Genomic DNA, 24,679 nt, shown 5'->3' with positions numbered 1-24,679 from the left:
AATTACAATTATATATTCATTTACCAAAGGCATAGAAACAAAAAAGCTGTCCATAATGCACGATTGTGCTTTATGGACAGCTTCCTATTCAAATTATTACAGTCTGAAAGAAATTCCCAGATTGACAGAATAATCCGCAAAGGCTGCATCCCCGTTTACAAATGTTGTAGCAGTTGAGCGCGCCCTGTCGGTAACACTTTGAGTTCTTTTTCTGTATACCGCTGCAGGTACCGAAGCATAAATATTTATTTTGCTTAGCTGATAAGTAAGGCTTGGTTCAACTGAAATAACATATCCTGGTCTGCGGAAATCTCCACTTCCACCAATAACGTCATGAATTGGAATACCTTCAATTCGTCCACCTGCAGAAACGACTAATTTATTCAAAGCATAGTTGGCTCCTAACCTTGCCATAAACTGATCTGGAACACTGCTAATTGCCTCGTTAGCCAATGCTGGGCTAACTAACTCGCGATAAGTTCTTACTCCATTATTCTGACGTGGATTACTTAAATAAAAAGCATTAGCATACAAACCAAGGTTGTTTTTTATGTTAGCAAATGAATTAATTTCAAGGGTTAAACCTGTTCCTCCATCGCCCAATTGAATTGACTGATCTACGGTACGTAATTCTGGTTTTTTACCAGGACCAACATTTTGCCAGTAATCCTTATAATCATAAACACCGGTGGCAAATTTAATCCCCAATCCTACCTGAACATTTGCTTTTGGACTGGTTGCAGGATTGAACAACCAGCGATAAGCTGCAACCCTAATGTCGCCCAATCCAAATGAGTGCATACTATGTCTTTCGTCATTAAGATTTGGCGGCGCATTATGCTCATATTTGGAGGATCTGGCATTGGAGATAATAGGAACATCTATCATTGCAGACCAACGACTGTTGAATACTCGGATCAGGGAAAGATCAGTAGCAAACTGATGGTTGATCACTTCGTTTCCAGCCTTAATCCTCTCTTTTTGATAAACATCGCCTTTGAAATGCTTATTTGACATAAAATATCGGGTATTGATATTCAAAACCCAACTTCCACCATCAGATGTTAACGAGCTATCAGGATGTTCGGTCATTGCACAAATCCCTCCGGTGCTTCGGATTGCTACACATCCCTGGGAAAAAACTTTAGCGGTGATTAAAACAATAGCGAGCGTGGTAAAGATTTTTTTCATAATTGATTTTTAGGTTAAAAATTTAGTTTGTTTGGTTTATTTTTAAGATTGTTTGGCTTTCAATTTCGAGATGACCAATTCCCCAACACCAAAGCCAGTGGTCATTCCGTTTTCTATAGCATCCATGAAATGGATACCACCCCAATATCTACTCATTGCTCCTTCTTTTGCAGCCGCTTTAAATGAGGTGAATTTTCTGGATGGCAGGCCATATTTCTCTTCAACATCATCAGTATAATGGTAATTATCACCAAAATAGTGGGTCAGTATAACAGAAGAAGTAGCGGAAATACAAGAATGCCCGCTTAGATATTCCGGAAATGGCGGGGTTTGTAGCAATGGTTTCCATTTGGGATCAATATAGCTCCTAATGGCGGTTTCTGGTCGTATCCTATTACTTCTGAATTTCTCGTCCCAACAACTAATGAAGCTATCTGTTAAACCAACAGACACCATGGTATATACTTCTAAAGATTTAGAGAAACTAAACTTCGATTGCTTACATGCAATTCCTGCTATACCTATCCAGTGTGCTCCCGGAGAGATCTTCTTCATGCCGGTTAACAAATGTCCATCACTTTTTAATGCAAAAGGATTGCAATCCCAAAATGCGGCTATCGCTCTATGTTCTGGTGTTAGCCCTGCCCCTCCCTCCACATAATTACCTAACATCAATTTATAAAACGCCGAATTTTTATCCTTAGAAAAAGGGACAGGAGGTGCTGGTTTAAATTGAGAGCAGGAATCTAGTGTAAACGGACGTATGGTATTAAAATACGGCTCAACCGGTGGGAAATAAGCAGGTGGAGTTGGATACCAGCTACCTTCTATATTTAGAGGTGTATAGCGGGGATAGTTACTGATCTTGTTATACTTATCTGCCTTGGCATATCCTAATATCTGTTTACTTACTTGCTGCGCATATAATTTAGAATTCTCAATAACATTGTTAGAAAATCCTATTTTTTTACAGGAGTCTAAAAATGATTGCTCATATTTTTCAAACAAACTTCCGGATGGCTGCATTTTTTTTGCTGTCGCAATCATAGCCAATATTGCGCTTAACTGATAAGAATAGCTTCCGGGAACAGATGGCTTAATAATTTCCGGATAGTCATTCAATATCCCCTTCATCGAAATACAATTGGAGTCATTTTGTACAACTACCTCATAACCAGAAAGACTTGCATAAGTAAAAAATCGGGCAGCAAGCGGAGGATTTGTTACGTCATGGATCATGAGTGAAGTCATTTCATCCAGGACTTTAGCAATATCCTTATTACTAAGCTCCGGTGATTTTTCATTGTTGCGGCATGCGGCGAAGCATATTACGCACAAACTAAAAAACAATAGTTTTCTCATATAAATAATAATAGTTCTATTTTCCTTTTAACTGATAGGCCTTTGCACCCTGCTGATTAATACCAAAGACAATCGTATTGTTAATCTCGATTACACTTCTAACATCCCCTTGTAACTTAAATCCGGATATATACTGAGGTATATAGCTAAAACTACCCTTACCATTGCCTTTTAACAGTACTCCATAATTAGCATCGTATTTTCCGAAACGAAGTCGGGCCTGATTCATATTACCACACAATAGCAGGTCATTATGACCATCTGCATCATAATCAATAGAAGTAATGGTATAAACCGGAGCCATTTGTGCTTCAACGGGTAAATCCCTTTCATGAAAACGCCCGTCGGTTCCACTCTGAAAATAGGTAGTTTTAAGACAGTTGGCCTTTAAATATCTAGCATCCTTTAATTCATCTGCTGTAAATACATCTTTCAATGTCGCATCAGCATAGCTTGTATAATTTGAGAACCGTGGCCTCATTATGCTCATTTGATCTAATAATTCATCCCTGGTTATATAAGGGAAGCTTTTTCCCTTCAGATAAAAACATAGAATAGGATCAATGGCACCATTACCATCAAAATCTTTATAATACATTTCTGCAGGTTCTTTATCGCTGACTTTGCATTGACTATTTAAACCGAGATTTCCAACAACTAAATCTGGTCTGCCGTCTTCGTTAAAATCACCAACCTGAAGTTTATTCCACCAGCCACTGTATTCTTTATCAAAATAACTTTTGGTTTTATTTACTAATTTTCCGCTTGTATTAATGAATGCATTAACCGGCATCCACTCTCCTACAGTAACCAAATCGGGTTTTTTATCACCGTTTAAATCTATCCATGCAGCGTCAGTAATCATCCCACCTTGATTTAATTCAGGACAAATAAGGCTTAACTGATCTGTAAAATGACCTTTTCCATCGTTTATTAAAAGATAACTCTTTGGGGCTTCAGGATAAAGACCCGGGATCACCCGACCTCCAACAAAAACATCTAAATGTCCATCTCCGTTAAAGTCTGCTACACGCGCACAGCTTTTGCTTACATTCATTTCGGGAAGCGTACCGGTTGATTTTAAAAGATTCCCCTTTCCATCATTCATATACAAGCGATCTTGCAATAATGGATCGGCAACATTAAAACCATGATATCCACCGCTTACAACATACAGATCGGTAAAACCGTCACCGTTCGCATCAAAAAATACTGCGTCTGCATCTTCACTATCCTTATCACCCTCAAAAGGCTTTTGATTTTTAATAAACTTGCCATTTTTCTGCTGGATATATAATATACCAGGTTCATTCTTATTTCCACCAACATAAACATCTTCCAGACCATCCTTATTTACATCGCCTTTTGCCATGCAAGGATCAGCAAAAGATTGTGGATTGGTCATTAATGGCTGACGTTTGAAGTCATTGATGCCATTCTTACTTTTAACAAAATCTACCGGGGATATTACTTCCTTAAACAATGCAGGTTTTATACCCGGCGGAGTGTAATTCCCTAAAGCATCCTTTTCATTTAACAGCAATAACTGATCGGCCTTAACTTTGGCCAAAACTTGTTTTTTACCACTTTGCCAAACCACTGATATGGAGTCAATTGTGTTTTTCTTACCTAATCCAAAATGTAAGATTGGCGAAACGCTGGATAAATAACCCCTGGAAGGCATTTGCTCTAAAGACTGAAGCTTACCATCTGAATAGATGGTAACTTTAGCCCCTATACCTACGGTATTCTGTTTTAATCCGGCTAGTTTTATTTTAAGATAATGAGTGGTCGAGTCTCCCTGATTCTGATAAATAAAGGCGGGTTTATTTATATTATTAATGATCAGATCCAGATCACCGTCATTATCAAGATCAGCATATGCTGCCCCACTACTATTTGATGGAACATCTATCCCCCAGTCAAAACACTTATTTGCAAAATCAAAACCGCCTTTATTTTTATAGATATAGTTCTTTACATCAGAAGACGGCAATTTGCTCAGCATATCTAAAATATGACGGGGTTCAACATCCCCATTTATGCTGTTGAAATAATTGGCATTATATTTTACCACGTCCATATTGGTAAAATCATGAAGATACCCATTGGTTACAAAAAGATCCTTCCAGCCATCATTATCAAAGTCGGCAAATAAAGGTGCCCAGCTCCAGTCAGTATTGGAAACACCTGCCAGTTGGCCTACCTCGCTAAATGTTCCGTTACCATTGTTTATATGAAGCATATTGCGCATATATTGATAATACAAGCCATTGCGTAAATTCAGATCGAAAAACTCATAGTTATCAAATCCCTGGAGCAGTTTTTGGCGATGATTATCTTCGGGAATCATATCAAGGGTATATATATCCATTAACCCATCATTATTTATGTCCACAACATTATTGCCCATTGAATACATAGAAATATGCCGAAGATTTGACGTCAATTGATCAGTGAATGTCCCATCTCTATTGTTGATATATAAACGATCTTGTATAGAATAGTCGTTTGAAACATATATGTCTGGCCATCCATCTCCATTTACGTCCGAGGTAGCCGCGGCCAATCCATATGACAATACTGAACTATGTAAGCCTGCCTTAAGGGTAACATCTTTAAAATGCCCTCCTTCGTTTCTAAACAATTTGGTTCCAGACAAGCTATCTGGAGTTTTTTGAAGTTCCTGAATAGTAATATCATCAAGCTCGGTAAGTACCCTAATGTTCTCATTTACCAGTAACATGTCAAGATCCCCATCTTTATCGTAATCAAAAAAATAGGATTGTGTACTGTAAGAAGAATCTGCCACTCCGTAGATTTCGGCCTCTTCTTTAAATTGAGGAATGCCCTTTTCTGTTAGCCCTTTATTAATAAACAGTTGATTTTTTCTGTTCTCGCCAGGATATTTACCTGAATAACATATATAGATGTCCAACAACCCGTCGCCATTAACATCGGCCATATTGACTCCATTTTTCCATCCCTCTGTTCTACCTGTAACGTCAGCGATAGCTGTCACATCCTCAAACTTCATATTACCCCTGTTCAGGTAGAGTTTATTCGATGTCATGTTACCGGAAAAATAGATATCCTCCAGTCCATCATTATTTAAATCTCCTATAGAAACACCAGAGCCATTATAGAAAGCCGGGTAGTTAAAAACATTTCGTTCGAAGGTTTCTTTGATATTATTTGCAAAAAGAATATTGGTTTGTGCAGAATCCAACAATTTAAACAAAGGATTTTCGGCGACTGCATTTGCTGCATCTTTTGTGGATTGCTTACAAGCCGAAAACATTAAAATAAAAATAATTGGATAGTAAAGTCTCTTCATACTTTCGTGATCAAAGTGCACCACAAAATGCCTGAACATGCCAAAGGCACATAAAATTTCATACAATTACACATGGTTCTAATTTGGTTAGTTTGGTTTTCTGCTTAACAAAGTTAACTTACACTAACATATTCTTGTGAGTATAAAGGAAAATCGATATAGCATTAATAAAGTTATAACATTTATATATTACTTTGTAATAAAATTAATACTTTGTTTTAAACAACTGATAAATAGACAATTAAAATAACGTAACACAATAATCACAATCTAAAATAATTTATTCATTAATAATTTAAAGTAAACGGAAGCTTAGACAGGCTGGATTTCTGCGTGAAGATGATTAAATTAAATTTTACAGCACACAAATATTAACTTTTAATTAACATCCGGTTGAGTACCATAATTCCAGACCAGGTTCAATATCCTAAAACCGAAGAAAAAGAGCGGAATAAGCATTTAAACACATTATACACAAACGTTTGCGCAGTTTTAAGTGGCGATAAAAGACCTGATTTGCGAAATTACTTCCTTACCTTTCGATTCATCGGGCTTAATATTATCAGCGCTGGTGAATCATCAAAATGAACCAAAACCTAAACCACTAAATGAAAAAACACATCTTATTTTCCTTAGTATTGCTTGCAATAGTAAAATTATCTCTAGCCCAGGAAGGTATTACAAAGCCCACTCCCTCTTCAAAACCTGGCAAATACCAATTAGAACAAATAAATCGTAAATACGGAATGTTTATTCATTTCGGCATCAACACTTTCCATGATGAAGAATGGACCGACGGAACATTACCGCCAACATCTTATAATCCATCTGCAATTGATGCAGAACAATGGGTTAAAACAGCTAAAGATGCCGGGATGAAATATGTAATACTTATTACTAAACATCATGACGGGTTTTGCCTTTGGGACAGTAAGTATACCACCTATGATGTAAATAGTTCTGCCAACAAGACTAACGTAATAGAAGCCGTTGCAAAAGCATGCAAAAAGTACGATATCGGTTTAGGATTATATTACTCTTTATGGGACAGACATGAGAATGCGAAAACCGAGGATACAACTCTGGACAAAGCGTATAATGATTTTATGGTAAATCAAATTAACGAGTTAATTGCTATAACTCAGAAGTCCAAAACTAAAGTTGTAGAGTTTTGGTTTGATGGAGGCTGGGTAAAACAAAACAACAGATGGCCTGCTGCTGAGATCTATAAAGCAATAAAATCTAAAGAACCCCAATGCCAAATAGGAATTAACTGGTCTATAGGTGCACCTGGAAATCCTGATCAGCACATGGTTTTACCTGCTCAGCAAAAAGAAGGCTATCCTATCAGATACTTCCCAAGCGATTTTAGACTAGGTGACCCATACCTCCCTGCAACGCCTGATCCAAAAATATTCTCTCACAATAATGAGAATTACTATATGCCCTGGGAATCCACCATATGCATAAGTTCAAAGTGGTTTTATAACACCAAAGACACTACTTACAAGTCTATAGATAAACTGGTTGAGGATTATAAAATAACTACTGCCCAAAATAATATCTTAATTTTAAACACACCTCCCAATAGAGAAGGAAAAATAAGGCAAAAAGATATTGAACTATTGATGGAATTAAAAAAGCTAATTTCTAAATAGGCATTTCCCAGATAGGTTTTCCGTATCCTGCTGTCAGAATACGATCACGGCTTTTACCAAGCCGTTTTCAAAAGCGATAAGGTCTGAAAACCTATCTTTCACTTCTTCAAATTTCAGTTTGTGCGTGATATAATTTAATGGCTTTATCTGCCCATTTTTTATGCACGAAATCACATGCTCAAAATCAACTGGCAGTGCATTGCGGCTACTTAATAGTGTTGCTTCCCTTTTATGAAATTCGGGGTGACTAAAACTTATTTCCTGTTTTTGTAAGCCTATCAAAACAAAACGAGCGCCATGGGCCATATACTGAAATGCATTATTTATAGCTTTCAAATTTCCTGTACAATCAATTACAACCGTAGGCATATCACCATTTGTAATTGATTTTAATCGTTCAAAAACATCATCAGACACGGCATTTATAACATGCTTTACTCCCAGCTTATCTCTGCAAAATTCCAAACGCTGCATGTTGGTATCCAAAGCAATTACCTCTGCTCCGGCTATCCTGGCAAAATCCATAGTTCCTAAACCTATAGGCCCGGCACCTACAACCAGAACAAATTCCCCAGGTTTAACGCCTGCTCTTCTGATCCCATGAGCGCCAATGGCTAGTGGCTCCACCAATACCAGTTCATCTTCACTCAAACCTTCACCTGCTACCAAGGCATAATCAGGAACAAGAATGTATTCACTCATTGCGCCATCTATATGCACACCGCAGACCTTCATTGTTTCACAGCAATTGGTCTTTCCGTTGCGACAGGCAATACATTCACCACAATAAAAATATGGGCTTATTGTAACCTTATCTCCTTTGTTAAATAAACTTTTCCCTGAAGTTTCAGCAATTTCGGCTGCAATTTCGTGCCCCAGTATTCTAGGATAATTAAAAAAAGGCTGGACACCTTGATAAGCATGATAATCTGTACCACAAATACCTATTGCTTTAATCCTCAACTTAGTATAGCCTTCTATTAACTCTGGTGATACTTTATCTATATATTCAAACTCTCCTGGTGTATTACAAACTAATGCTTTCATTTATTTAAAGGTATCGATATCAACTGTTCCTCTTGCATAGCTTTCCAAAAAGCTTGCGGAATTTTCTTATTTACCATCATTATATTTTCTTTTATTTTCTCTGGACGGGTTGTATTTAAGGCGATGCTGCTTACCCCCGGTATGTTAAATCCAAAATCAAAACACACCTCGGCAGGTTTAACATTAAATTTACTACATAAGGCAAAAAAATTGCTTCTCCATTGGTAAAGTGCTTCACCTTCTACAGTGTGTTTGTTTACTTTTTGATAATTGTAAAAATCACTCCCTATTAAGAATCCCCCATTAAATACGGCCGAATTAATAACTACAATATTCTTCTCCTTTAAATTAGCAATAAATCTGACTAAATCTTCTGGATGTGACTTTACTGTTAAGCTATTGGCAATCATTACCCAATCCAACTCTACATCAGCAACAACACGCTCAATTACCTTCCAGTTCTTAGCTCCAATACCGATTGAAGTTACTAATTTCTGCCTTTTTAATTCGGCAAGTGCCCTATATGCTTCAAGAATATCCTGATACTTTTGTTCCTCCTCTATCTCATCTTTTGCCGCAGCTAAATACTCATCAGGATCATGAACAGAAACCATTTTTGCCGAATAAATACCTAGCAAACTATTTCCCTGATCAAAACATTTCATAATACCATCATAACTAATTTGCTGAACAGCATCATTTTTCAAGTCAAACCAAATGTCTTTTTCAAAGGTGGGTTCTGGAGTTAGCAATTCGGTTTGATACCACCCCAGCTTATTGCATATCACTACATCATCTGGGTGAACATGTAAATCTGCCAAACTCTTACCCAGAACTTCCAACGCCAAACCGGCTCCATACTTACCGGCCGTATCGAACAAAGCTTTTCCAAAAGAATGCTCAATACATTCCTTTATTATATTCCGCTTGGTTTCATAGCTTAGGGACTGATACAAATTCCCTAAACTACTTGTACCAAAAATTATTGGTGGCAGTTCTCCGCCATTTTTCTTGATTTGTTCTTTTTTTACAGATAACATCCAATGGTTTTGTAATTGATAATATAAAGGAAGCGTGTTTTAAAACATAAAATATGATGTGTTTATCCATTTATTAAGTTATTTTAACATAAATAGTATTAAAATATTTTTTTGAAGTATATTTTGGCTATAATAGTAAGAGATGAAACCGCAACACCTAACTATTCCGAACAGTGCAGATCATTCTTTTAGTGTAAGAAAAGACATGATTCCAAATATCAATAACAGATGGCATTACCATACTGAAATAGAATTGATCTGCTTTCATAAGGGCACGGGCACTCAGTTTGTGGGTGATAACATTAAGAGATTTGCGCCTGGAGATATTGTTTTGGTGGGAAGCGATTTACCTCATTACTGGAAATATGACTCCCCTTATTTTGACGATGCCGGATCAAAAGAACCATATTCTACGGTAATTCATTTTTACGATAACTTTATTGGCGAACGATTTCTACATCTTCCTGAAACCAAGCCCATTAAAAACATTCTCGAAAAGGCCAAGAGAGGGATTCTCATACAGGAAAAAAATGCCTTAGAAATAGCTGCATATATTGAGAAAATATATCAAAGCGATGGCATAACTAAAATAATAACGCTTCTTGAATGTTTAATGGCAATAGCAAACCTTCCTCAAATTGCGCTGCTTTCTTCTATAGGTTTTAAATACGATTATAGTGCATCTGAAAATGAACGAATGAATAACATTTACAATTTTGCGCTAAATAATTTCAAGAAAAAAATTCAGTTGGAAGAAATAGCTTCTGTTGCAGACTTAGTTCCAAATTCCTTTTGCCGTTATTTTAAAACCCGAACCGGTAAGACTTTTTCAAAATTCCTTGTAGATATAAGAATTGGCTATTCCTGCAAGTTAATTCTTGAAAACAAAATGGATATTAAGCAGATATGCTTTGAGTCGGGCTTTAACAATTTTGCTTCTTTTCACAAAAGTTTTAAAATGATCACGGGAAAGACTCCAAAGCTTTATCGTCAAACCCATATGTTAACTTAGCGGATACTATCTTCCATGGAAACTATTAAGTGTTGCCGTTTTCCATTTAATATAGCCTAGCAATGCGCATTGATCAGCCACAATGGTTTCTATCTTCAAGGGAACGTCGTTTACTATTTTCCAACGGATTCCATATTTATTATTATAACCTATATAGATTACCAGATCTTCAAACAGAGGTTCAACAGATTCCAATTCTATAAGGTGTATTTCTTTCAACTCGGTAGCCAAACGACGTAATCTTTCATTCATAACTTTAGCAAGCGGCGCAGCAGGAATAGATTCTGGTTCTATAATTGGAAGTACAGTAACGGTCATAACAATAATTGAAATACTACAAATATTAGCAAATATAAGAATATTAACATTGGTATCTACATTTAAGTGTTCTCTTGATGTAATTTTTAGAAATTATTGATGAAAATAATTAAATTAAGCGGATGAAAAGAGCCTATCTATGCTTACTGGTAAGTGGTTTAACCCTTAACGCCATAGCCCAAAACAACCAAATAAACACAACAACTGAGTTAAATAAATTATGCTTGATACAAGACCTGCCTAAATATTGGAAGGATACCAAAGTAAAGCAGGTCTCCTCTTACGATACCACAGGAAACAATGATGATGGGTTTAGTGGCAAATATTCTTTTATACGCAAAAATGCGGATAGCTCATTAGTGATATTTGAAGCTAAAGGAAACGGGGTAATCAATAGGATCTGGACGCCAACACCGAATAATGATATGCTTGATTTTTATTTCGGAGGATCAGCAAAACCTAACTTTTCAATTCGTTTTTCAGATCTTTTCTCAGGCAAAGTATTTCCTTTTATTTCGCCATTAACAGGCAATGAACTTGGCGGCTATTTTTGTTATTTTCCAATCTCATTCAAGAATGGCTGCAAAATCGTTTCGAGAGGTAAAAAGATGGAATTCTATCAAATTCAATATAGAAGCTATCCCAAGAATTACCAGATTAGAAATTTTAGTTCTGAACTTAATGAACAGGAAAAACTTGTATTAACTACGCTTGGTGATGATTGGAACAAAGTGGCTAAGCTAAATAGCAAACCGATCCATACTGAAAGTATATTAACCCCCTCCAAATCAGTTACCATTGCAGATATAAATGAAGGAGGAAGAATAACTGGTATAAAATTGCATCATGCCGATTCTTTTAGAGGTCTAAATAAAAATGTGTTAATTAAGATGAGCTGGGACGATGAACAACCGGCAATATTTATGCCTGTGGCAGATTTCTTTGGTTATGCCTTTGGCAAAGAGTCTATGCAAAGTCTGCTACTGGGCTCGGCTGACAATACCAATTACTGCTACTTCCCGATGCCCTTTACTAAAAAGGCAAAAATAGAACTTTTACAACTTCAGGGTACTCCTGGAACAGCATCAACCCCGATAAATATTGAGGCAGATGTTTACGTGGAAGACACCAAATATGAACCTTCAAAAGAAGGTAAATTCTATGCCTTTTGGAATCCGGATAAAAATACTAAACCAGAAACACCTCATTTATTCTTAGAGGGAAAAGGCAAGGGACATTATGTGGGGACAATTCTTCAAGCTCAGGGGCTTAATCCGGGAATGACATTATTCTTTGAGGGTGATGATGTAACTACTATAGACGGTGAGATGAGAATGCATGGAACAGGCTCGGAAGATTATTTTAATGGTGGATGGTATGCTTTGCTTGACCGTTGGGACAGAAAAATGAGCCTACCACTTCATGGCTCTCTTGATTATTCTTTGCCATACGCCAGAACCGGAGGATACAGGCTATTTATATCGGACAAAATGCCTTTTGAAAAAGAAATAAAACACACTATTGAACATGGTCCGGAAAAAAACAATAAACCTGGAGATTATACTTCTGTAGCATTCTATTATGCAGACAAATCAATTAACAGTAACCTTGTTTTACCAACCGAGGAACTAACCAAGGTGTACATACCCGACACGCTTATGGTTTATCCTCAACTAATGCAATATACTATTGGGGGCGCGGTAAAAATAGATGGAAACATTTTACACGCTACGGGTGGCGGACAAGTAAAGATAGATCTTAGTGAGCTGCCTAAAGGTCATTACAAATTGTATGCTGATATGGAAAAATCTGATGACGGAGCTGAAATTACCATATGGCAAAGGCAAAAACTGGTAAGTGAGCCAATTTCTTTTTATACGGAGAAACGCCAATCTTTTCCAAATTCCTATCTCTGTGATATTGATCTGGATGACTTTAAAAATGCGATAACCTTACATTTCAAGCCTGATGATAAAAAATCTATTGTCAACATACATAGACTAATATTAGTTCATCAAAAAACTAACCAATAGACTTAAGAAGCCCCTGATCTGCTGCAATTTTTATTAATGAAGCCACATTCTTGACTTCAAATTTTTGCAGCAGATTTCTTCTGTGGGTCTCTATTGTTAACGGGCTCACGAAAAGGTGTTTCGCCATTAATGCCGTTGTTTTTCCTTCGGCTATTAGTTGTAATACTTCTTTTTCTCTTTTAGTGAGTTGGGGTATTCCTTTCAGATCATTGGCAGACGGACGAGCTAGAATTTCTTTTACAGCCTTGCTAAAGGCCACTTCTCCATTAAGAGCTTCGTAAATACAATTAGTCAATTCTTGCACCGAAACATTTTTCAGTAAATACCCGCTTGCTCCATTTTGGAGCATTTGCATTACTATACTTCGTTCGCTGTGATTACTCAAAGCCAAAACACACGTATTAGGAGATACACTTTTTATTTCTTTACATACATCCATCCCATTACTGTCGGGAAGCATGATGTCCAGTAATACTATATCAACTTCGTTGTTCTTTAAAAACTCAATAAAATCGCTGCCTGATGTAAAACAGCCTGTTACATTGATATCACTATTATTGGTAAGTATCATTTGGAGGCCTTGGACAACAATAGGGTGATCATCAACAATGGCAAGGGAGATTTTTCGATTCATTTCGGTTAAAAATAGATATCATTTCGGAACTCAGTTTATAAGCAAAAAAAATACCAGAAAACCAGTAGAAGAAAAACCATGTTTAACGGGATTGTCTTCCTTGAAAACATAAAATATTTTTGCGGTAGAAAATTTAAATCTAATACCTATGAAAATTTTATCATTAAAAAAATCGACGCTTAAAATTGTGACTATGCTAGTAGCGGTAGTCATGTTCGCATCATGCGGAAAAGACAAGGATGGTCCTGATCAGTCAAGCAGTTATCCCAAAGAAGTAACGATCGAGTACAGGGTAACAACAACTTCTGGATTGGCTAAAATAAACATTTCTTATACTAATGAAACCGGCGGTCACACAGTATTGTCGGATTCACCCATTCCTTTTACAAAAAAATTCAAAAGAACTGTTAATATGGGGGATGGAGCTAACGTTGGAGTAACATCCTATGCTGCAGGTACGGTTAAGGTTGAAGTATTGGTGGATGACAAAGTGGTTAAATCAGAGGTGTTTTCTGGAAATGAAATCATTTCCGGCAGTGTAACCTTTCCATTTATCTAAGCCAAAACTATTTCTAAATAAAACGCTCGGTATATCCATCGCAACATTATGCGATGGATTTTTTATTTTATACTACTTGAATTCAATTCCACATTAACTACCGTACCCTCGTCAATTATAGATTCTATATTCATTTTTCCTTTAAGCAAGGCTATCCTATTTCTGATATTCAGCAATCCCATGCTTTTTGTTCTGCCCGCAATTGTCGGATCAAAGCCAGTCCCGTCATCTTCTATTGTTATATAAAAAGAATTCTCATTCTGACTACATTGAACTATAATATTTTTTGCCTTTGCGTGGCGAATTGCATTAGATAGTAACTCCTGCACTATTCTATATATAGTGAGCTGCGTTTTAGTAGAGATCTTCTCTTTAACACTTAAAGCCTGGAAGCTGATTTTAATATCGTTTGTCATTACCGACTCACACAAATCTTTCAACGCTGTTTCCAAACCGAACTTTAAGAGCGTTTCGGGCATCATATTTCTGGCTATGTGCCTTAGTTCTTTCACAGAGTTGTCAAGTTGACCAATGATTCGATCTAATTCAACATTATTAATATTAGCGCCCTGATTCTCTGCCCAGCCGGAAAGGTTAATTTTTACACCAGCAAGCATCCCTCCTAAGCCGTCGTGCAAATCCCTTGCTACTCTTGTTCGCTCTCTTTCCTCCCCTTCCAGCATCGCGTTGGTTGATATTAGCTTTGCTTTATTTCTATAGTAGTACAAAATAAAAATTGCAATCGCGATCAGGAATATAACCGCACCACCAAGTAACCAATTGGCAAGCCTGGTGTTTTTTGCCGACAACGCAGCCTTTTGATTTTCGGCTTCGAGTTGAGTAATCATCTTTTGATTTTCGGCATTTCTGAATTTAGCCTCCAGGGCATTAATATTTTCCTTTAGTTTACTATCATTCAGACTGTCACTTGTTTTGCTATAAGCAGTAGACCATTTATAAGCCTCTTCCATTAGTCCCATGCTTGCGTTGGTTTTAGCCAACTGATCGTAAATAGCTTTTCTACTGTTTACATCCGCCGCAAGCGGGCCTTCCCTCAATAGCCCTAATAAAACCTCTTTAGCTTTCTTAAATTCTTTTAATCTAACAAATACCTCATATTTCCTGAAAACAAGCATCTGCCAAAGCATAGTCTGGTTGTATTCTTTTGCTAACGGTATACCTTTGTCAAGACTCATCAGCGCCTTGTCAAACTGGTTTGTTAAGGTTAGGTAAATTGCTTCGTTATAGTAATAATTCGGATAGTTAATGGATTTAGGGTATCCCTTCAACATTTCACCTGCCTTGTCAAGTACTTTTTTTGCTTCAGTTTTTTTCTCCTGATAACAGTAATTGCTGGTTGCAGCTAAATAAGCGTGCAGTAAAATTGATGAATTTGGATATTTACTTTCCAATAAGCTAATTGCTTTATTATTATAAATTTCAGCTTTTTCAAACTGGCCATTATACATTAATAGCGTACCCAATTGCGAATAATAGTGGGCGGTTTTTTCAGCATCACCTGCTTTTTCAGACAAGGGTATTGCTTTGTTAATTGCGATATCAATTACAAAAGCATCGCCCTTTTCAGTTTTCTTCATTATGGCATAATTATACCATGCTGCAGATCTGAACTTGTAAACTTCTTTATCTTTAAAAGCAGCTAATTCTTTCTCGGCATTCATAAAAGCCTCAGCGGCTTTTGAAGTATTACGTGTAAAGTAATACTGACCTTCATAAAATGGGTAAAGCGCCTTAACCAATGGATATTTACTTCCCATTGCCTTCCCTTTTATTAAATATTCTTTACTCTTAACGGTATCTTTTGATCGCCAATAATCCGATAATAAATAGCTGGTTCTGGCTTTGATGCTATCAGATTGTTTCGATTGCAAAATGGATTGCAAACTGTCGGTATATGATTTTTCGTTGATTGGTAGTATCTGTTGAGCGTTTGTCTCAAAAGAATTGTTCATTATTATACCAAAAACAAGTAAAATCCAATTCTTATTTGTTTTTTGCATTTCTACAAATATTTTAAAATTCAATAGGTAAAAGATATAAGTAAACTTATAAATCTTTTATTTCTTTCTTCATATATATCCCAATCTGTCTTTCAACATCATGCTCACTTCTACTCAAAGATTCAATAATTCTATGCTGCTCAGCACTTGTTTTATTTTGGCTTAATTTCTTACTGGCCTCAAACGAAGAAACTTCAATTTCAAAAGCCACAATTCCGTTTAGCATTTTCAATTTATACTCTTCAGGCAGCTTATTCCATTGAGTCATATAATCAGCTTCAAAAGCATTTATTGATTTTTCCATAACTTCAAGCATATGGGTGGTTTCACTTAGAATACGTGCTTTGCCATAAGCGTGGACCGCTATGTAATTCCAGGTAGGCACATTTAACTCTTTATCATAAAGCTTCGGCGAGATATACGCATGTGGCTCTGAAAACACCACCAGCACCTCATTATTCAATAACTCTTTCCATTGCGGATTAGCTTTTGCAAAATGGCCTATCAAAATAGTTTTATCTCCTCTTTTCTCTATTACAAAAGGTAAATGGCTCGCATTAGGACGATCGTTGTTCGAGGTTACAATAGCAGCAAAGCTATATTGGGTAATAAATTCAATGATTTCATTTTCATCTGTTGTCAGATTTTGCTTAGATATATACATATGGTAATGGTAAATGGTCTCAAATTTATACATTTTACTCCACGGTCATATTATTTCAGCACATTTCATTATCTTGTACATTTTATCAACACACAAACCAAATGAACATGAAAATTAAACGTCTTGGTATCCTTGCCATTCTCCTCTCCGTTTCATCACCTTATTTATTCGCACAAAACTTAACCTCACATCCAAGTAATCTATTTGCGGCAGACGATGCTAAACTTATATCATCTGATTTTAGTTTTACGGAGGGTTGCTCTGTTGATAAAAATGGAAATGTGTTTTTCACAGATCAACCCAATGATAAAATATGGAAATACAGTACTGACGGGAACCTTTCCATTTTTCTTGATAAAGCTGGTAGAGCCAATGGTACATACTTCGACAAAAAAGGAAACCTGATTACCTGTGCTGATGAAAAAGGTCAATTATGGTCAATAAGCCCATCAGGAAAAGTAAAGGTTATCATGAATGACCTGGATGGCAAACAATTTAACGGACCAAATGATATTTGGATTCATCCAAACGGGGATATGTATTTCACAGATCCATATTATCAACGTGATTACTGGACAAGAACTTCACCAGATCTTAAAAGTGACGATGTCTATTACCTTGCAAAAGGCAGCAAAAAGCCAAAAATAGCCGCCGATGGCCTGGTAAAACCAAATGGAATTGTTGGCACACCAGATGGCAAATATCTATATGTATCGGATATTAATGCAGGAAAGACTTACAAATATGCTATCGAAAAAAATGGTGAACTAACCGGAAAACAATTGATCATTAATAAGGGATCTGACGGTATGACACTCGATGAAAAAGGCAATGTTTATCTTACTTTAGGACAAGGTGTTTTCATATACAATCCTGCAGGAGAGCTCATTGCCGAATTAAAGATAAAGGACGGGCCAAGTAACGTGTGTTTTGCAGGGAAGGACAGGAACATATTATTCATTACTGCTCGCAAAACCATATATACGCTACCAATGAAAGTTAAAGGGGTGGAATAATCCACCCTCTCTTACTCAAAAGTCATAAATACCGAATTATCTTCTCCAAAACTCATTCTCAAAATCAATATCCTCTGAGTAAACCACAACATTATTGATTAAACCGTTCCCTACAGTATACACATCAATATTGTCTATATCCAAAACCTGACCGTTTGGGCGTATGGCCTTCCAATGAACAAGACAAGCAATACTGTTTCCATTTTCGGCAAGCACTTTTATTTCTGTTAAAGCCAATGTGTTAGAGGATAGCTCAAACATTTGACCAACCATTTGAAATACCTCGTCAGCATTGCTTTTAAATCCTGAAACCACATTATCTCCGGGTTGCGACCATTTTACTTCCGGATGCAACAATGCCCCTAATTTCGCTGTATTTCCTTTTTGCACTGCAGTTAAAAATTCTGTAACTACATTCATCGCTTGATTTTCCATGTTCTTTGATTTTAAATTGTTAATTATTGTCTAATGCAAAGAAAGTGCTCACAAGGATGTTTATCCTTACCAATAAATGACAAGGAGTTGTCTTTTCACGACAAACATATTTAATGAATAACTAAATCTATAACTTTACTAAATGGAAAACCATCAGCACCGTTTTATATTGAGCCTACTTGCTTATTATGCACAAAGAGATCTTGATGTCAAAAAATTATGCAATCTGTCAGGCATCGATTTTAAATCTTTGAGGGAAAACAAAACGGTAAATTTTGGTCCAAAACAATGGAATGACATTTGGCTTAATGCAGTTCAGAACAGCCGAGATTCTTTATTTGGCCTCCATTTTGGAGAATCAATGCAATTAGCGGCACTGGGTGCCGTTGGGGAAGTCATTAAAACAAGCACCACTATTGGCGATGCTTTAACCCAGGCATCAACATTAACACATTTAATAACTGATCTGTTCAGTATGAAAGTGAATTTGAAATCAGATGTATTTGACATCATTTTCAATCCGGATAAAAAGGTAGACCATACAAATCTGGCTTACAAACAAATGGTAGATTTTTTCATGGCATTTACTATTCATGAATTGGATGGTTTGCTTTTAGAAAAAATAAAACCTCTAAAAGTAACATTTCCATACGAGATCACACACGATCAGGAATACGAGCGTGTTTTACGATGTAAACCTCAGCGAGGCGACGGCTATTGTATTCAATTCGACAAAAAAATCTGGGATGATATAATTATTACTGGTAATTACAGCATACAACAAACGCTGTTACAGCATATTGATCAATTATCCAATACCCAACCGGATAAGTTCGAAATGATGGTTTACAATTATCTTTTAGCAAAATCTTACCTCGGTATTTCATCAATAAAAGATGTGGCGGCAAACTTTAATATGAGCGTGCGCACCTTACAGCGAAAATTGGAGGAAGAAGATACAGGTTTTCAGTATATAGCGGATCAGGCAAGGAAACAACTGGCCTTAAAATATCTTAAATCAGGGGAACATCAAATAAAAGAAATCTCATACCTGCTTGGCTACAACGAATTAAGTGCCTTTACAAGGGCCTTTAAACGATGGACGGGCGCTCCACCGACATCCTACTAATTAAAGGTCAAATCGTACCCTGAGTTTTTCTTCTTCAAGATCAATCAGCCCCTGCAATTTCCTAATCACGTCTTCATCCGTATCCTGCTCTTTATTTAGCGCTGTCAGAAATAGCCGTTGTTTAATTAGTAACTGAAGGTAAACATCTTGATAATCTTTCGCTTGATGATCATATTGCGGATGTTCGAAGGCCAAATCATTCTCTAATCTAGCCCTGATCTGTTGTAATCCAGGGCTGACTTTAACCCTTTCAGAATGATTAGCATCCAGATATTGCATACTGTGTTCGGCAAGCATTTTTCTTATTCTTGAGTCCTCTTCTGATTCAGGAAGGTGGTTATCAGGATCTGACATATTAACCCATTTAATCACATAAGGAAGGCTTATTCCCTGTACCACAAGCGTTAAAAGAATCACCGTAAACGTGATGAATAAAATAAGATTTCGTTGAGGAAACGGGACCCCGTTACCCATATATGCCGGTATTGATAATGCTGCAGCTAAGGAAACCACACCTCGCATACCTGCCCAGCCTATAATAACCGGTCCTTTCCAACCCGGTCTGTTATCGGCTGTGGTTATGTAGCGGCTGATAAATACCGTAAATACAGAAGCCCCAAGTGTACTCAGTATCCTGGTAACAATAAGCACTAAAGTAATCAGAACGCCGTAACCAATAGCGGCTCCTAAACTTACGTTTCCGAGCTGATTAACGATTACCGGCAATTCCAGACCAATAAGCATAAATACAAGCCCATTTAACACAAACCCAAATGCAGACCACACATTAGCACCCCGCAATCTGCTACTGTGACTTAGGAACAAGTGACTCTTTGAGGATAGAAAAAGCCCACCACTTACTACTGCCAGCACGCCTGAAAAATGAAAATGCTCAGCAGCAATGTACATGACGTAAGGAGCAGTTAACGTAAGTATGATATCGATATTCGGATCAGTTGGCATCCATTTATGAACTGCAAAATACACTAGTCCTACTGCTATTCCAATTAGAACGCCCATTAAAACTACAATAACAAAACTCAATGCAGCTTCATGAAAAACAAAGCTTCCGGTACTAACCGCGATAATAGCAAAACGAAATACAATTAAACTTGAAGCGTCATTTAGCAAACTTTCACCTTCCAATATGGCAGTGATGCGCTTGGGAACTTTTATTGTCTTTAATATAGAGGTTGCCGACACTGCATCTGGGGGAGAAACTATTCCTCCAAGTAATAAACCCAAAGCCAATGTAAACCCTGGTATGATCATTTGAGATACCAGGGCAATCACCAGCGAAGTAAGCAATACAATCAAAAAGGCAAAACTCGTAATTACCCTTCTCCATCGCCAGAAATCTTTCCAGGAGGTATACCAGGCTGCCTCATATAGTAATGGAGGAAGAAAAATAATAAATATAAGTTCAGGGTTAATGCTAATTACGGGCAGTCCGGGTAATAAACTTATTGCAAGGCCACCAACCACAAGCACTATCGGATAGGCAATTTTCAACTTCTGGGCAAGCATTACCAGAAAAAGTATTACAATAATTATAGCAATGTACGGAATAACAATCTCGATCATAAGTCAGGGCGTATTTCCTTCTAAAAATACATTATAAACCAATAAGCTACAACCCGTTATTCGGCTAATCTATATTACATTAGAAGGTTCCGCTCAAAGAAAGCCCCATACTATGCTGCTGATAGGATGGCATTACTGTATAATTAAAACTTCCCTTTCCTGTAATCAGCTTTTTCAGTTTAGGATATAACAAGTACGACAATTTAGTAGAAAGAATACCAAATCCCGCCCCTGCAACCACATCGCTAGCCCAATGTTTATTGTTATACGTTCTGAGTACACCGGTTGCAATTGCGACCGTATACCCAGCGTAACCGTACCAAGGCGAAACATCTTTATATTCCTGTTTGAGAAATTCAGCGGCAGCAAATGCATTGGCAGTATGACCAGAAGGAAATGAAGTATATCCCGAACCGTTAGGCCTGAGTCTGTGAGTAGCTTTCTTTAATGCCGTTACACTTCCGCCCATAATTGCAGATGATAATACATATAAACCAGTAGCATCAAGCAAAGAATGCTTGCCTTTTATGCCTAAGAGATTAAGCCCATAAACTGCCGCAGCCGGGGCAAACTGCATATAATCATCCGCATGTGCTGCAAACAAAGGATGGTCTTCCTGCAACTCATCCTTAGTGCTATAATCAAGTCGCCTGATCACATTATCACCGGTTAATGATACCACACCGTAACCAATAAATACTGCTGGAATAATAAAGGCTGTAACTTTGGGTTTATAATTACTCGAAACCATCATACTGGAGTCTGACCTAAAATTACCCTTTTCCTGTAATGTATCCTGAGTTTGGGCAAAAATAAGCCCGGGTATTGTGAACAAGACCAATATAACTAATAATTTCCTATACATCTTCTAATCGTTTTATTCCCTCCAAGGAATTTCAAATTAAAGATGGGATACAATTTTGGAGAAATACTGTAGATAAACATAGAATGTTTTTTATCTTTAATACAATCACTTATAAATTAAATCATTATGAAAAGGCACATCATCTTGTTAATACTTGCAATCAGTATTTCCTTTACTACAGCTCAGGCCCAAATGAGCGCTCTTACTGGCGCATGGGAATTCAGCAATGGAACAGATCAGCATCAGCTTTTTTTTGAAGATGGCTATTTCATACATACCATACACCAGGCTGATAAGTTTATAATGTCTCGCGGGGGTAGTTATGAAGCAAACAATGGAACCATTAAAGCAAAGGTGTATTTTAACAGTTCAGATTCATCCAATGTTGGAGGCGAACTAAATGTTCCATTTGAAGTTTCTGCGGATAAGCTATCTATGGATGTACCAGACGGACGTGTTAATTTCAACCGTGTAGATGATGGGAAAGCGCCACTTGCGGGCGTATGGCGCATAACTGGCAGAATGCAGGAAGATGGCAAGGTTGCTGATATTCATCAAACCGGCTCCCGCCAAACTTACAAACTCCTTACAGGCAAGAAATTTCAATGGGTAGCTATTGACCCCGAGAAAAAAGAATTTTCTGGCACCGGCGGCGGTTCATATACTTTTAAAGATGGAAAATACACAGAACAAATAGAGTTTTTCTCAAGAGACAATAGTCGTGTTGGGGTTTCATTAGTATTTGATGGAAAATTGCAGGATGGCAAGTGGCATCATAGTGGATTGAGCAGTAAAGGAGCTAAAATCTATGAAGTATGGAGTAAGGTTGATGAATAGGTCTACTTTTACTTAACTGTAAGTAAGGTTACAACACCATCCATTGTTGCCAGTAAAACAGATTTTTTACTGATAACGTTTACGGTGTTTACCATAGAATTATCTACTTTGTGTGCCCAAACTGTTTTCTGACTAACAGGATCAAAAGCATATACTACACCGTTTCTTGTTCCAAAGAAAACTTGTTTATCTTTTGCAATTAGCATAGAGGGCGTATGCTCATACCCAAATCCCATGTCTAAACGCCAAAGAACACCCGGATCTGTAGTTTGTGTTTTATAAGCTACTACTTCATTGTTCATTGTTTTGCCAAAAATAAGACTGCCATCTTCAGATATACCTATTGATTCTCTCACTGTAGCCTCTTTGTTCCTCCATAGAACATTGCCATTATTAACATCCAACGCGGTAAGTACCCTATCTGGTGCAGCAAAATAAACTACGCCATCCTTCGCTACTGGAGTACACATCGCCGGAGAAAACATACGATTAGCACTTCCATTGTTCCACTTCCAAAGTAACGTACCATTGCTTTCATCTAAAGCATATAAATGGCGCCCCCAAGAGCCAAAAAGCACCTTGCCCTGATATATTAAAGGTTTGCCTACAATAGCCCCTTCTACCCCATCAAAACTCCAGATTTGCTTACCGGTTTTAGCATCAATAGCTCTAAAATTATGATCACTTCCTCCAATATAAACAACTCTGCCATCAGTAACCGGCGCACCTAAAACAGATGCTCCAGTTTTAATTTTCCATATCTCCTTTCCACTATTCAGGTCCAAACCATAAATACAACCATCACCAGAACCCAATGCAATAACATTACCTACAATTACAGGAGAAGAATAAATAGCACCACCGGTTTTAAATCCCCATTTTTTGCTGCCATCTTTTATGGATAATGCCTCAACCTCACCAATGCTATTTCCAAACACCACCAGTTTCTTAGTAGCAGCTGGAGTCAGTACCACATTTGCACTTGCATGATAATTCCAAGTCTGTTTAACCTGCGGATAAGTGGCATTTATCTCATAAGATGGTCTTACTATTTTACCACTGCTATTGGGAATAAATTTACCCAAAGCAATACCACGCCAGTTAGGTTCTATCGCCAATCCGGGCTTTTTAACAGCAAACAAGACAGAATCACTTCGCATTGTAACCACATTGTATCCCCCGACACTATCTTTAGCTCTCAAATTAGAGCGTCCCATAGTTGCGGGTACTCCTTCAAAATCCATTGCCTGGTTTGCATGGCCATGGCCGCAAATCGCATATTGAATATTGTATTTTTTAATCCTGTCTGTTGCTTCGTACCAATTATCCAAACTATTATCAATAGGATAATGATTGATAAATACAATTGGCATATCTGCTGGTGTTTTCTTTAAAACTTCATCAAGCCACACTACGGCATCTCTTGGAATGTGTCCGTCCGACATCCTCACATAAGGACCCGATGCACAGGCAATAAATCGATACCCATTATGATCAAATGTAAATTTATCATTTCCAAATTCACGAATAAAGTCTACTCCACCCGACTCCGACCAACCTGTATCATGATTACCAGGAATAACATACCATGGTTTTTTGAGCCCGGTTAAAATCTCCTTTGCAAGCTTAATTTCCAACTTAGTTCCCATTTCAGTTACATCACCCGTAACGATAATAAAATCAAGGTCATTCTGTTGATTAATATCATTTACTGTTCTTCTCAAATCCTCCTCACCAGTTTCAGTACCAACATGTGTATCTGTTACAAAGGCATACTTAAATGCTTGAGCATTCACATTTAAAAAGGAAGCAACAACTATTATAAAAGCAATAATATATCTCATACCATGACCAGTTTTAGGGCAGGTCAATTTACATTTTTCTAATCACTTGACCTGATTTGTTACAAGAATGTCTCAATTAGGACACCAATAATT

Annotated in this window: 20 protein-coding genes; 7 read left to right on the top strand and 13 right to left on the bottom strand. The window is 37.2% G+C overall.

What is annotated here, in order from left to right; all coding sequences use genetic code 11:
- Positions 1–96: 96 nt before the first annotated feature.
- The 3 genes from AC1DDK_RS20145 to AC1DDK_RS20135 are packed head-to-tail and all read right to left on the bottom strand — an operon-like array spanning position 97 to position 5,890.
- A complete protein-coding gene (locus tag AC1DDK_RS20145; protein WP_172662477.1) occupies positions 97–1,191 on the bottom strand; it encodes a hypothetical protein in 1,095 nt (364 codons plus the stop codon).
- 42 nt (positions 1,192–1,233) lie between these two features.
- Positions 1,234–2,553: a vanadium-dependent haloperoxidase gene (locus AC1DDK_RS20140; protein ID WP_172662476.1), complete on the bottom strand. Its 1,320-nt coding sequence runs from the start codon at positions 2,551–2,553 to the stop codon at positions 1,234–1,236.
- A 16-nt stretch (positions 2,554–2,569) separates the two neighbouring features.
- Positions 2,570–5,890 (bottom strand): VCBS repeat-containing protein, encoded by a 3,321-nt coding sequence (locus AC1DDK_RS20135; RefSeq protein ID WP_337717815.1) that lies wholly within the window; start codon positions 5,888–5,890, stop codon positions 2,570–2,572.
- A 608-nt stretch (positions 5,891–6,498) separates the two neighbouring features.
- On the opposite strand from AC1DDK_RS20135, the gene AC1DDK_RS20130 reads away from it, so the two are divergent.
- Complete coding sequence (locus tag AC1DDK_RS20130; protein ID WP_337717817.1) at positions 6,499–7,548, top strand: alpha-L-fucosidase; 1,050 nt, start codon at positions 6,499–6,501, stop codon at positions 7,546–7,548.
- 33 nt (positions 7,549–7,581) lie between these two features.
- Here AC1DDK_RS20130 and AC1DDK_RS20125 read toward each other — a convergent pair whose 3' ends face one another.
- Complete coding sequence (locus AC1DDK_RS20125) at positions 7,582–8,595, bottom strand: zinc-binding alcohol dehydrogenase family protein (protein ID WP_172662473.1); 1,014 nt, start codon at positions 8,593–8,595, stop codon at positions 7,582–7,584.
- Complete coding sequence (locus tag AC1DDK_RS20120) at positions 8,592–9,635, bottom strand: aldo/keto reductase (RefSeq protein WP_288883863.1); 1,044 nt, start codon at positions 9,633–9,635, stop codon at positions 8,592–8,594. Before AC1DDK_RS20120 ends, AC1DDK_RS20125 begins: the two co-directional genes overlap by 4 nt.
- A 142-nt stretch (positions 9,636–9,777) precedes the next feature.
- On the opposite strand from AC1DDK_RS20120, the gene AC1DDK_RS20115 reads away from it, so the two are divergent.
- On the top strand, positions 9,778–10,647 hold the full coding sequence (locus AC1DDK_RS20115) for an AraC family transcriptional regulator (RefSeq protein WP_288883865.1): 870 nt from the start codon (positions 9,778–9,780) through the stop codon (positions 10,645–10,647).
- A 6-nt stretch (positions 10,648–10,653) separates the two neighbouring features.
- On the opposite strand, the gene AC1DDK_RS20110 is transcribed toward AC1DDK_RS20115, so the two are convergent.
- Positions 10,654–10,965 (bottom strand): hypothetical protein, encoded by a 312-nt coding sequence (locus tag AC1DDK_RS20110; RefSeq protein ID WP_172662470.1) that lies wholly within the window; start codon positions 10,963–10,965, stop codon positions 10,654–10,656.
- 122 nt (positions 10,966–11,087) lie between these two features.
- Here AC1DDK_RS20110 and AC1DDK_RS20105 point away from each other — a divergent pair, with 122 nt between their 5' ends.
- A complete protein-coding gene (locus AC1DDK_RS20105) occupies positions 11,088–12,998 on the top strand; it encodes a glycoside hydrolase family 172 protein (protein WP_337717819.1) in 1,911 nt (636 codons plus the stop codon).
- On the opposite strand, the gene AC1DDK_RS20100 is transcribed toward AC1DDK_RS20105, so the two are convergent.
- Positions 12,988–13,632, bottom strand: a complete 645-nt coding sequence (locus tag AC1DDK_RS20100; protein WP_337717821.1) for a response regulator transcription factor — start codon at positions 13,630–13,632, stop codon at positions 12,988–12,990. The two genes, AC1DDK_RS20105 and AC1DDK_RS20100, sit on opposite strands and share 11 nt — an antisense overlap.
- A gap of 148 nt (positions 13,633–13,780) precedes the next feature.
- Between AC1DDK_RS20100 and AC1DDK_RS20095 the strand changes: the two genes are divergently transcribed.
- Positions 13,781–14,191: a hypothetical protein gene (locus AC1DDK_RS20095; protein WP_172662467.1), complete on the top strand. Its 411-nt coding sequence runs from the start codon at positions 13,781–13,783 to the stop codon at positions 14,189–14,191.
- Between the two features lie 62 nt (positions 14,192–14,253).
- Here the strand turns inward: AC1DDK_RS20095 and AC1DDK_RS20090 are convergent, their stop codons facing one another.
- On the bottom strand, positions 14,254–16,212 hold the full coding sequence (locus tag AC1DDK_RS20090; RefSeq protein ID WP_337717823.1) for a sensor histidine kinase: 1,959 nt from the start codon (positions 16,210–16,212) through the stop codon (positions 14,254–14,256).
- Positions 16,213–16,258: 46 nt separating this feature from the next.
- The gene (locus AC1DDK_RS20085; RefSeq protein WP_172662465.1) at positions 16,259–16,876 is read right to left on the bottom strand and encodes an FMN-binding negative transcriptional regulator; all 618 of its coding nucleotides are present in this window, start codon (positions 16,874–16,876) and stop codon (positions 16,259–16,261) included.
- Positions 16,877–16,983: 107 nt separating this feature from the next.
- Between AC1DDK_RS20085 and AC1DDK_RS20080 the strand changes: the two genes are divergently transcribed.
- Positions 16,984–17,892, top strand: a complete 909-nt coding sequence (locus tag AC1DDK_RS20080; RefSeq protein WP_288883904.1) for an SMP-30/gluconolactonase/LRE family protein — start codon at positions 16,984–16,986, stop codon at positions 17,890–17,892.
- Between the two features lie 36 nt (positions 17,893–17,928).
- On the opposite strand, the gene AC1DDK_RS20075 is transcribed toward AC1DDK_RS20080, so the two are convergent.
- Positions 17,929–18,327: a nuclear transport factor 2 family protein gene (locus AC1DDK_RS20075; protein ID WP_288883905.1), complete on the bottom strand. Its 399-nt coding sequence runs from the start codon at positions 18,325–18,327 to the stop codon at positions 17,929–17,931.
- A gap of 142 nt (positions 18,328–18,469) precedes the next feature.
- Between AC1DDK_RS20075 and AC1DDK_RS20070 the strand changes: the two genes are divergently transcribed.
- Positions 18,470–19,456, top strand: a complete 987-nt coding sequence (locus AC1DDK_RS20070) for an AraC family transcriptional regulator (RefSeq protein WP_172662462.1) — start codon at positions 18,470–18,472, stop codon at positions 19,454–19,456.
- Here the strand turns inward: AC1DDK_RS20070 and AC1DDK_RS20065 are convergent, their stop codons facing one another.
- Together AC1DDK_RS20065 and AC1DDK_RS20060 are read right to left on the bottom strand one after the other, a co-directional pair.
- Positions 19,457–21,040, bottom strand: coding sequence for a Na+/H+ antiporter (locus AC1DDK_RS20065; RefSeq protein WP_337717825.1), 1,584 nt, complete (start codon positions 21,038–21,040; stop codon positions 19,457–19,459). It abuts the gene before it with no gap.
- A gap of 79 nt (positions 21,041–21,119) precedes the next feature.
- Positions 21,120–21,905, bottom strand: a complete 786-nt coding sequence (locus tag AC1DDK_RS20060; protein ID WP_246269692.1) for a phosphatase PAP2 family protein — start codon at positions 21,903–21,905, stop codon at positions 21,120–21,122.
- 126 nt (positions 21,906–22,031) lie between these two features.
- Between AC1DDK_RS20060 and AC1DDK_RS20055 the strand changes: the two genes are divergently transcribed.
- Positions 22,032–22,742, top strand: a complete 711-nt coding sequence (locus AC1DDK_RS20055) for a membrane or secreted protein (protein WP_172662460.1) — start codon at positions 22,032–22,034, stop codon at positions 22,740–22,742.
- An 8-nt stretch (positions 22,743–22,750) separates the two neighbouring features.
- Here AC1DDK_RS20055 and AC1DDK_RS20050 read toward each other — a convergent pair whose 3' ends face one another.
- Positions 22,751–24,586 carry an outer membrane protein assembly factor BamB family protein gene (locus tag AC1DDK_RS20050; protein ID WP_337717827.1) on the bottom strand — a complete coding sequence of 612 codons (1,836 nt, stop codon included), beginning with the start codon at positions 24,584–24,586 and terminating at the stop codon, positions 22,751–22,753.
- Positions 24,587–24,679 lie beyond the last annotated feature (93 nt).

The organism is Pedobacter sp. 05T44, assembly GCF_056395985.1.
Note: the sequence above shows the minus strand (reverse complement) of the source record. Positions and strands in the feature narration are given on the sequence as shown.

Bases quoted from the DNA above. Each gene is read 5' to 3' on its own strand.
- AC1DDK_RS20090 (WP_337717823.1), bottom strand. From the start codon at position 16,212: ATGCAAAAAACAAATAAGAATTGGATTTTACTTGTTTTTGGTATAATA.
- AC1DDK_RS20050 (WP_337717827.1), bottom strand. From the start codon at position 24,586: ATGAGATATATTATTGCTTTTATAATAGTTGTTGCTTCCTTTTTAAAT.
- AC1DDK_RS20070 (WP_172662462.1), top strand. From the start codon at position 18,470: ATGGAAAACCATCAGCACCGTTTTATATTGAGCCTACTTGCTTATTAT.
- AC1DDK_RS20075 (WP_288883905.1), bottom strand. From the start codon at position 18,327: ATGGAAAATCAAGCGATGAATGTAGTTACAGAATTTTTAACTGCAGTG.
- AC1DDK_RS20140 (WP_172662476.1), bottom strand. From the start codon at position 2,553: ATGAGAAAACTATTGTTTTTTAGTTTGTGCGTAATATGCTTCGCCGCA.
- AC1DDK_RS20060 (WP_246269692.1), bottom strand. From the start codon at position 21,905: ATGTATAGGAAATTATTAGTTATATTGGTCTTGTTCACAATACCCGGG.
- AC1DDK_RS20145 (WP_172662477.1), bottom strand. From the start codon at position 1,191: ATGAAAAAAATCTTTACCACGCTCGCTATTGTTTTAATCACCGCTAAA.
- AC1DDK_RS20085 (WP_172662465.1), bottom strand. From the start codon at position 16,876: ATGTATATATCTAAGCAAAATCTGACAACAGATGAAAATGAAATCATT.
- AC1DDK_RS20100 (WP_337717821.1), bottom strand. From the start codon at position 13,632: ATGAATCGAAAAATCTCCCTTGCCATTGTTGATGATCACCCTATTGTT.
- AC1DDK_RS20125 (WP_172662473.1), bottom strand. From the start codon at position 8,595: ATGAAAGCATTAGTTTGTAATACACCAGGAGAGTTTGAATATATAGAT.
- AC1DDK_RS20095 (WP_172662467.1), top strand. From the start codon at position 13,781: ATGAAAATTTTATCATTAAAAAAATCGACGCTTAAAATTGTGACTATG.
- AC1DDK_RS20065 (WP_337717825.1), bottom strand. From the start codon at position 21,040: ATGATCGAGATTGTTATTCCGTACATTGCTATAATTATTGTAATACTT.
- AC1DDK_RS20080 (WP_288883904.1), top strand. From the start codon at position 16,984: ATGAAAATTAAACGTCTTGGTATCCTTGCCATTCTCCTCTCCGTTTCA.
- AC1DDK_RS20110 (WP_172662470.1), bottom strand. From the start codon at position 10,965: ATGACCGTTACTGTACTTCCAATTATAGAACCAGAATCTATTCCTGCT.
- AC1DDK_RS20130 (WP_337717817.1), top strand. From the start codon at position 6,499: ATGAAAAAACACATCTTATTTTCCTTAGTATTGCTTGCAATAGTAAAA.
- AC1DDK_RS20135 (WP_337717815.1), bottom strand. From the start codon at position 5,890: ATGAAGAGACTTTACTATCCAATTATTTTTATTTTAATGTTTTCGGCT.
- AC1DDK_RS20105 (WP_337717819.1), top strand. From the start codon at position 11,088: ATGAAAAGAGCCTATCTATGCTTACTGGTAAGTGGTTTAACCCTTAAC.
- AC1DDK_RS20115 (WP_288883865.1), top strand. From the start codon at position 9,778: ATGAAACCGCAACACCTAACTATTCCGAACAGTGCAGATCATTCTTTT.
- AC1DDK_RS20120 (WP_288883863.1), bottom strand. From the start codon at position 9,635: ATGTTATCTGTAAAAAAAGAACAAATCAAGAAAAATGGCGGAGAACTG.
- AC1DDK_RS20055 (WP_172662460.1), top strand. From the start codon at position 22,032: ATGAAAAGGCACATCATCTTGTTAATACTTGCAATCAGTATTTCCTTT.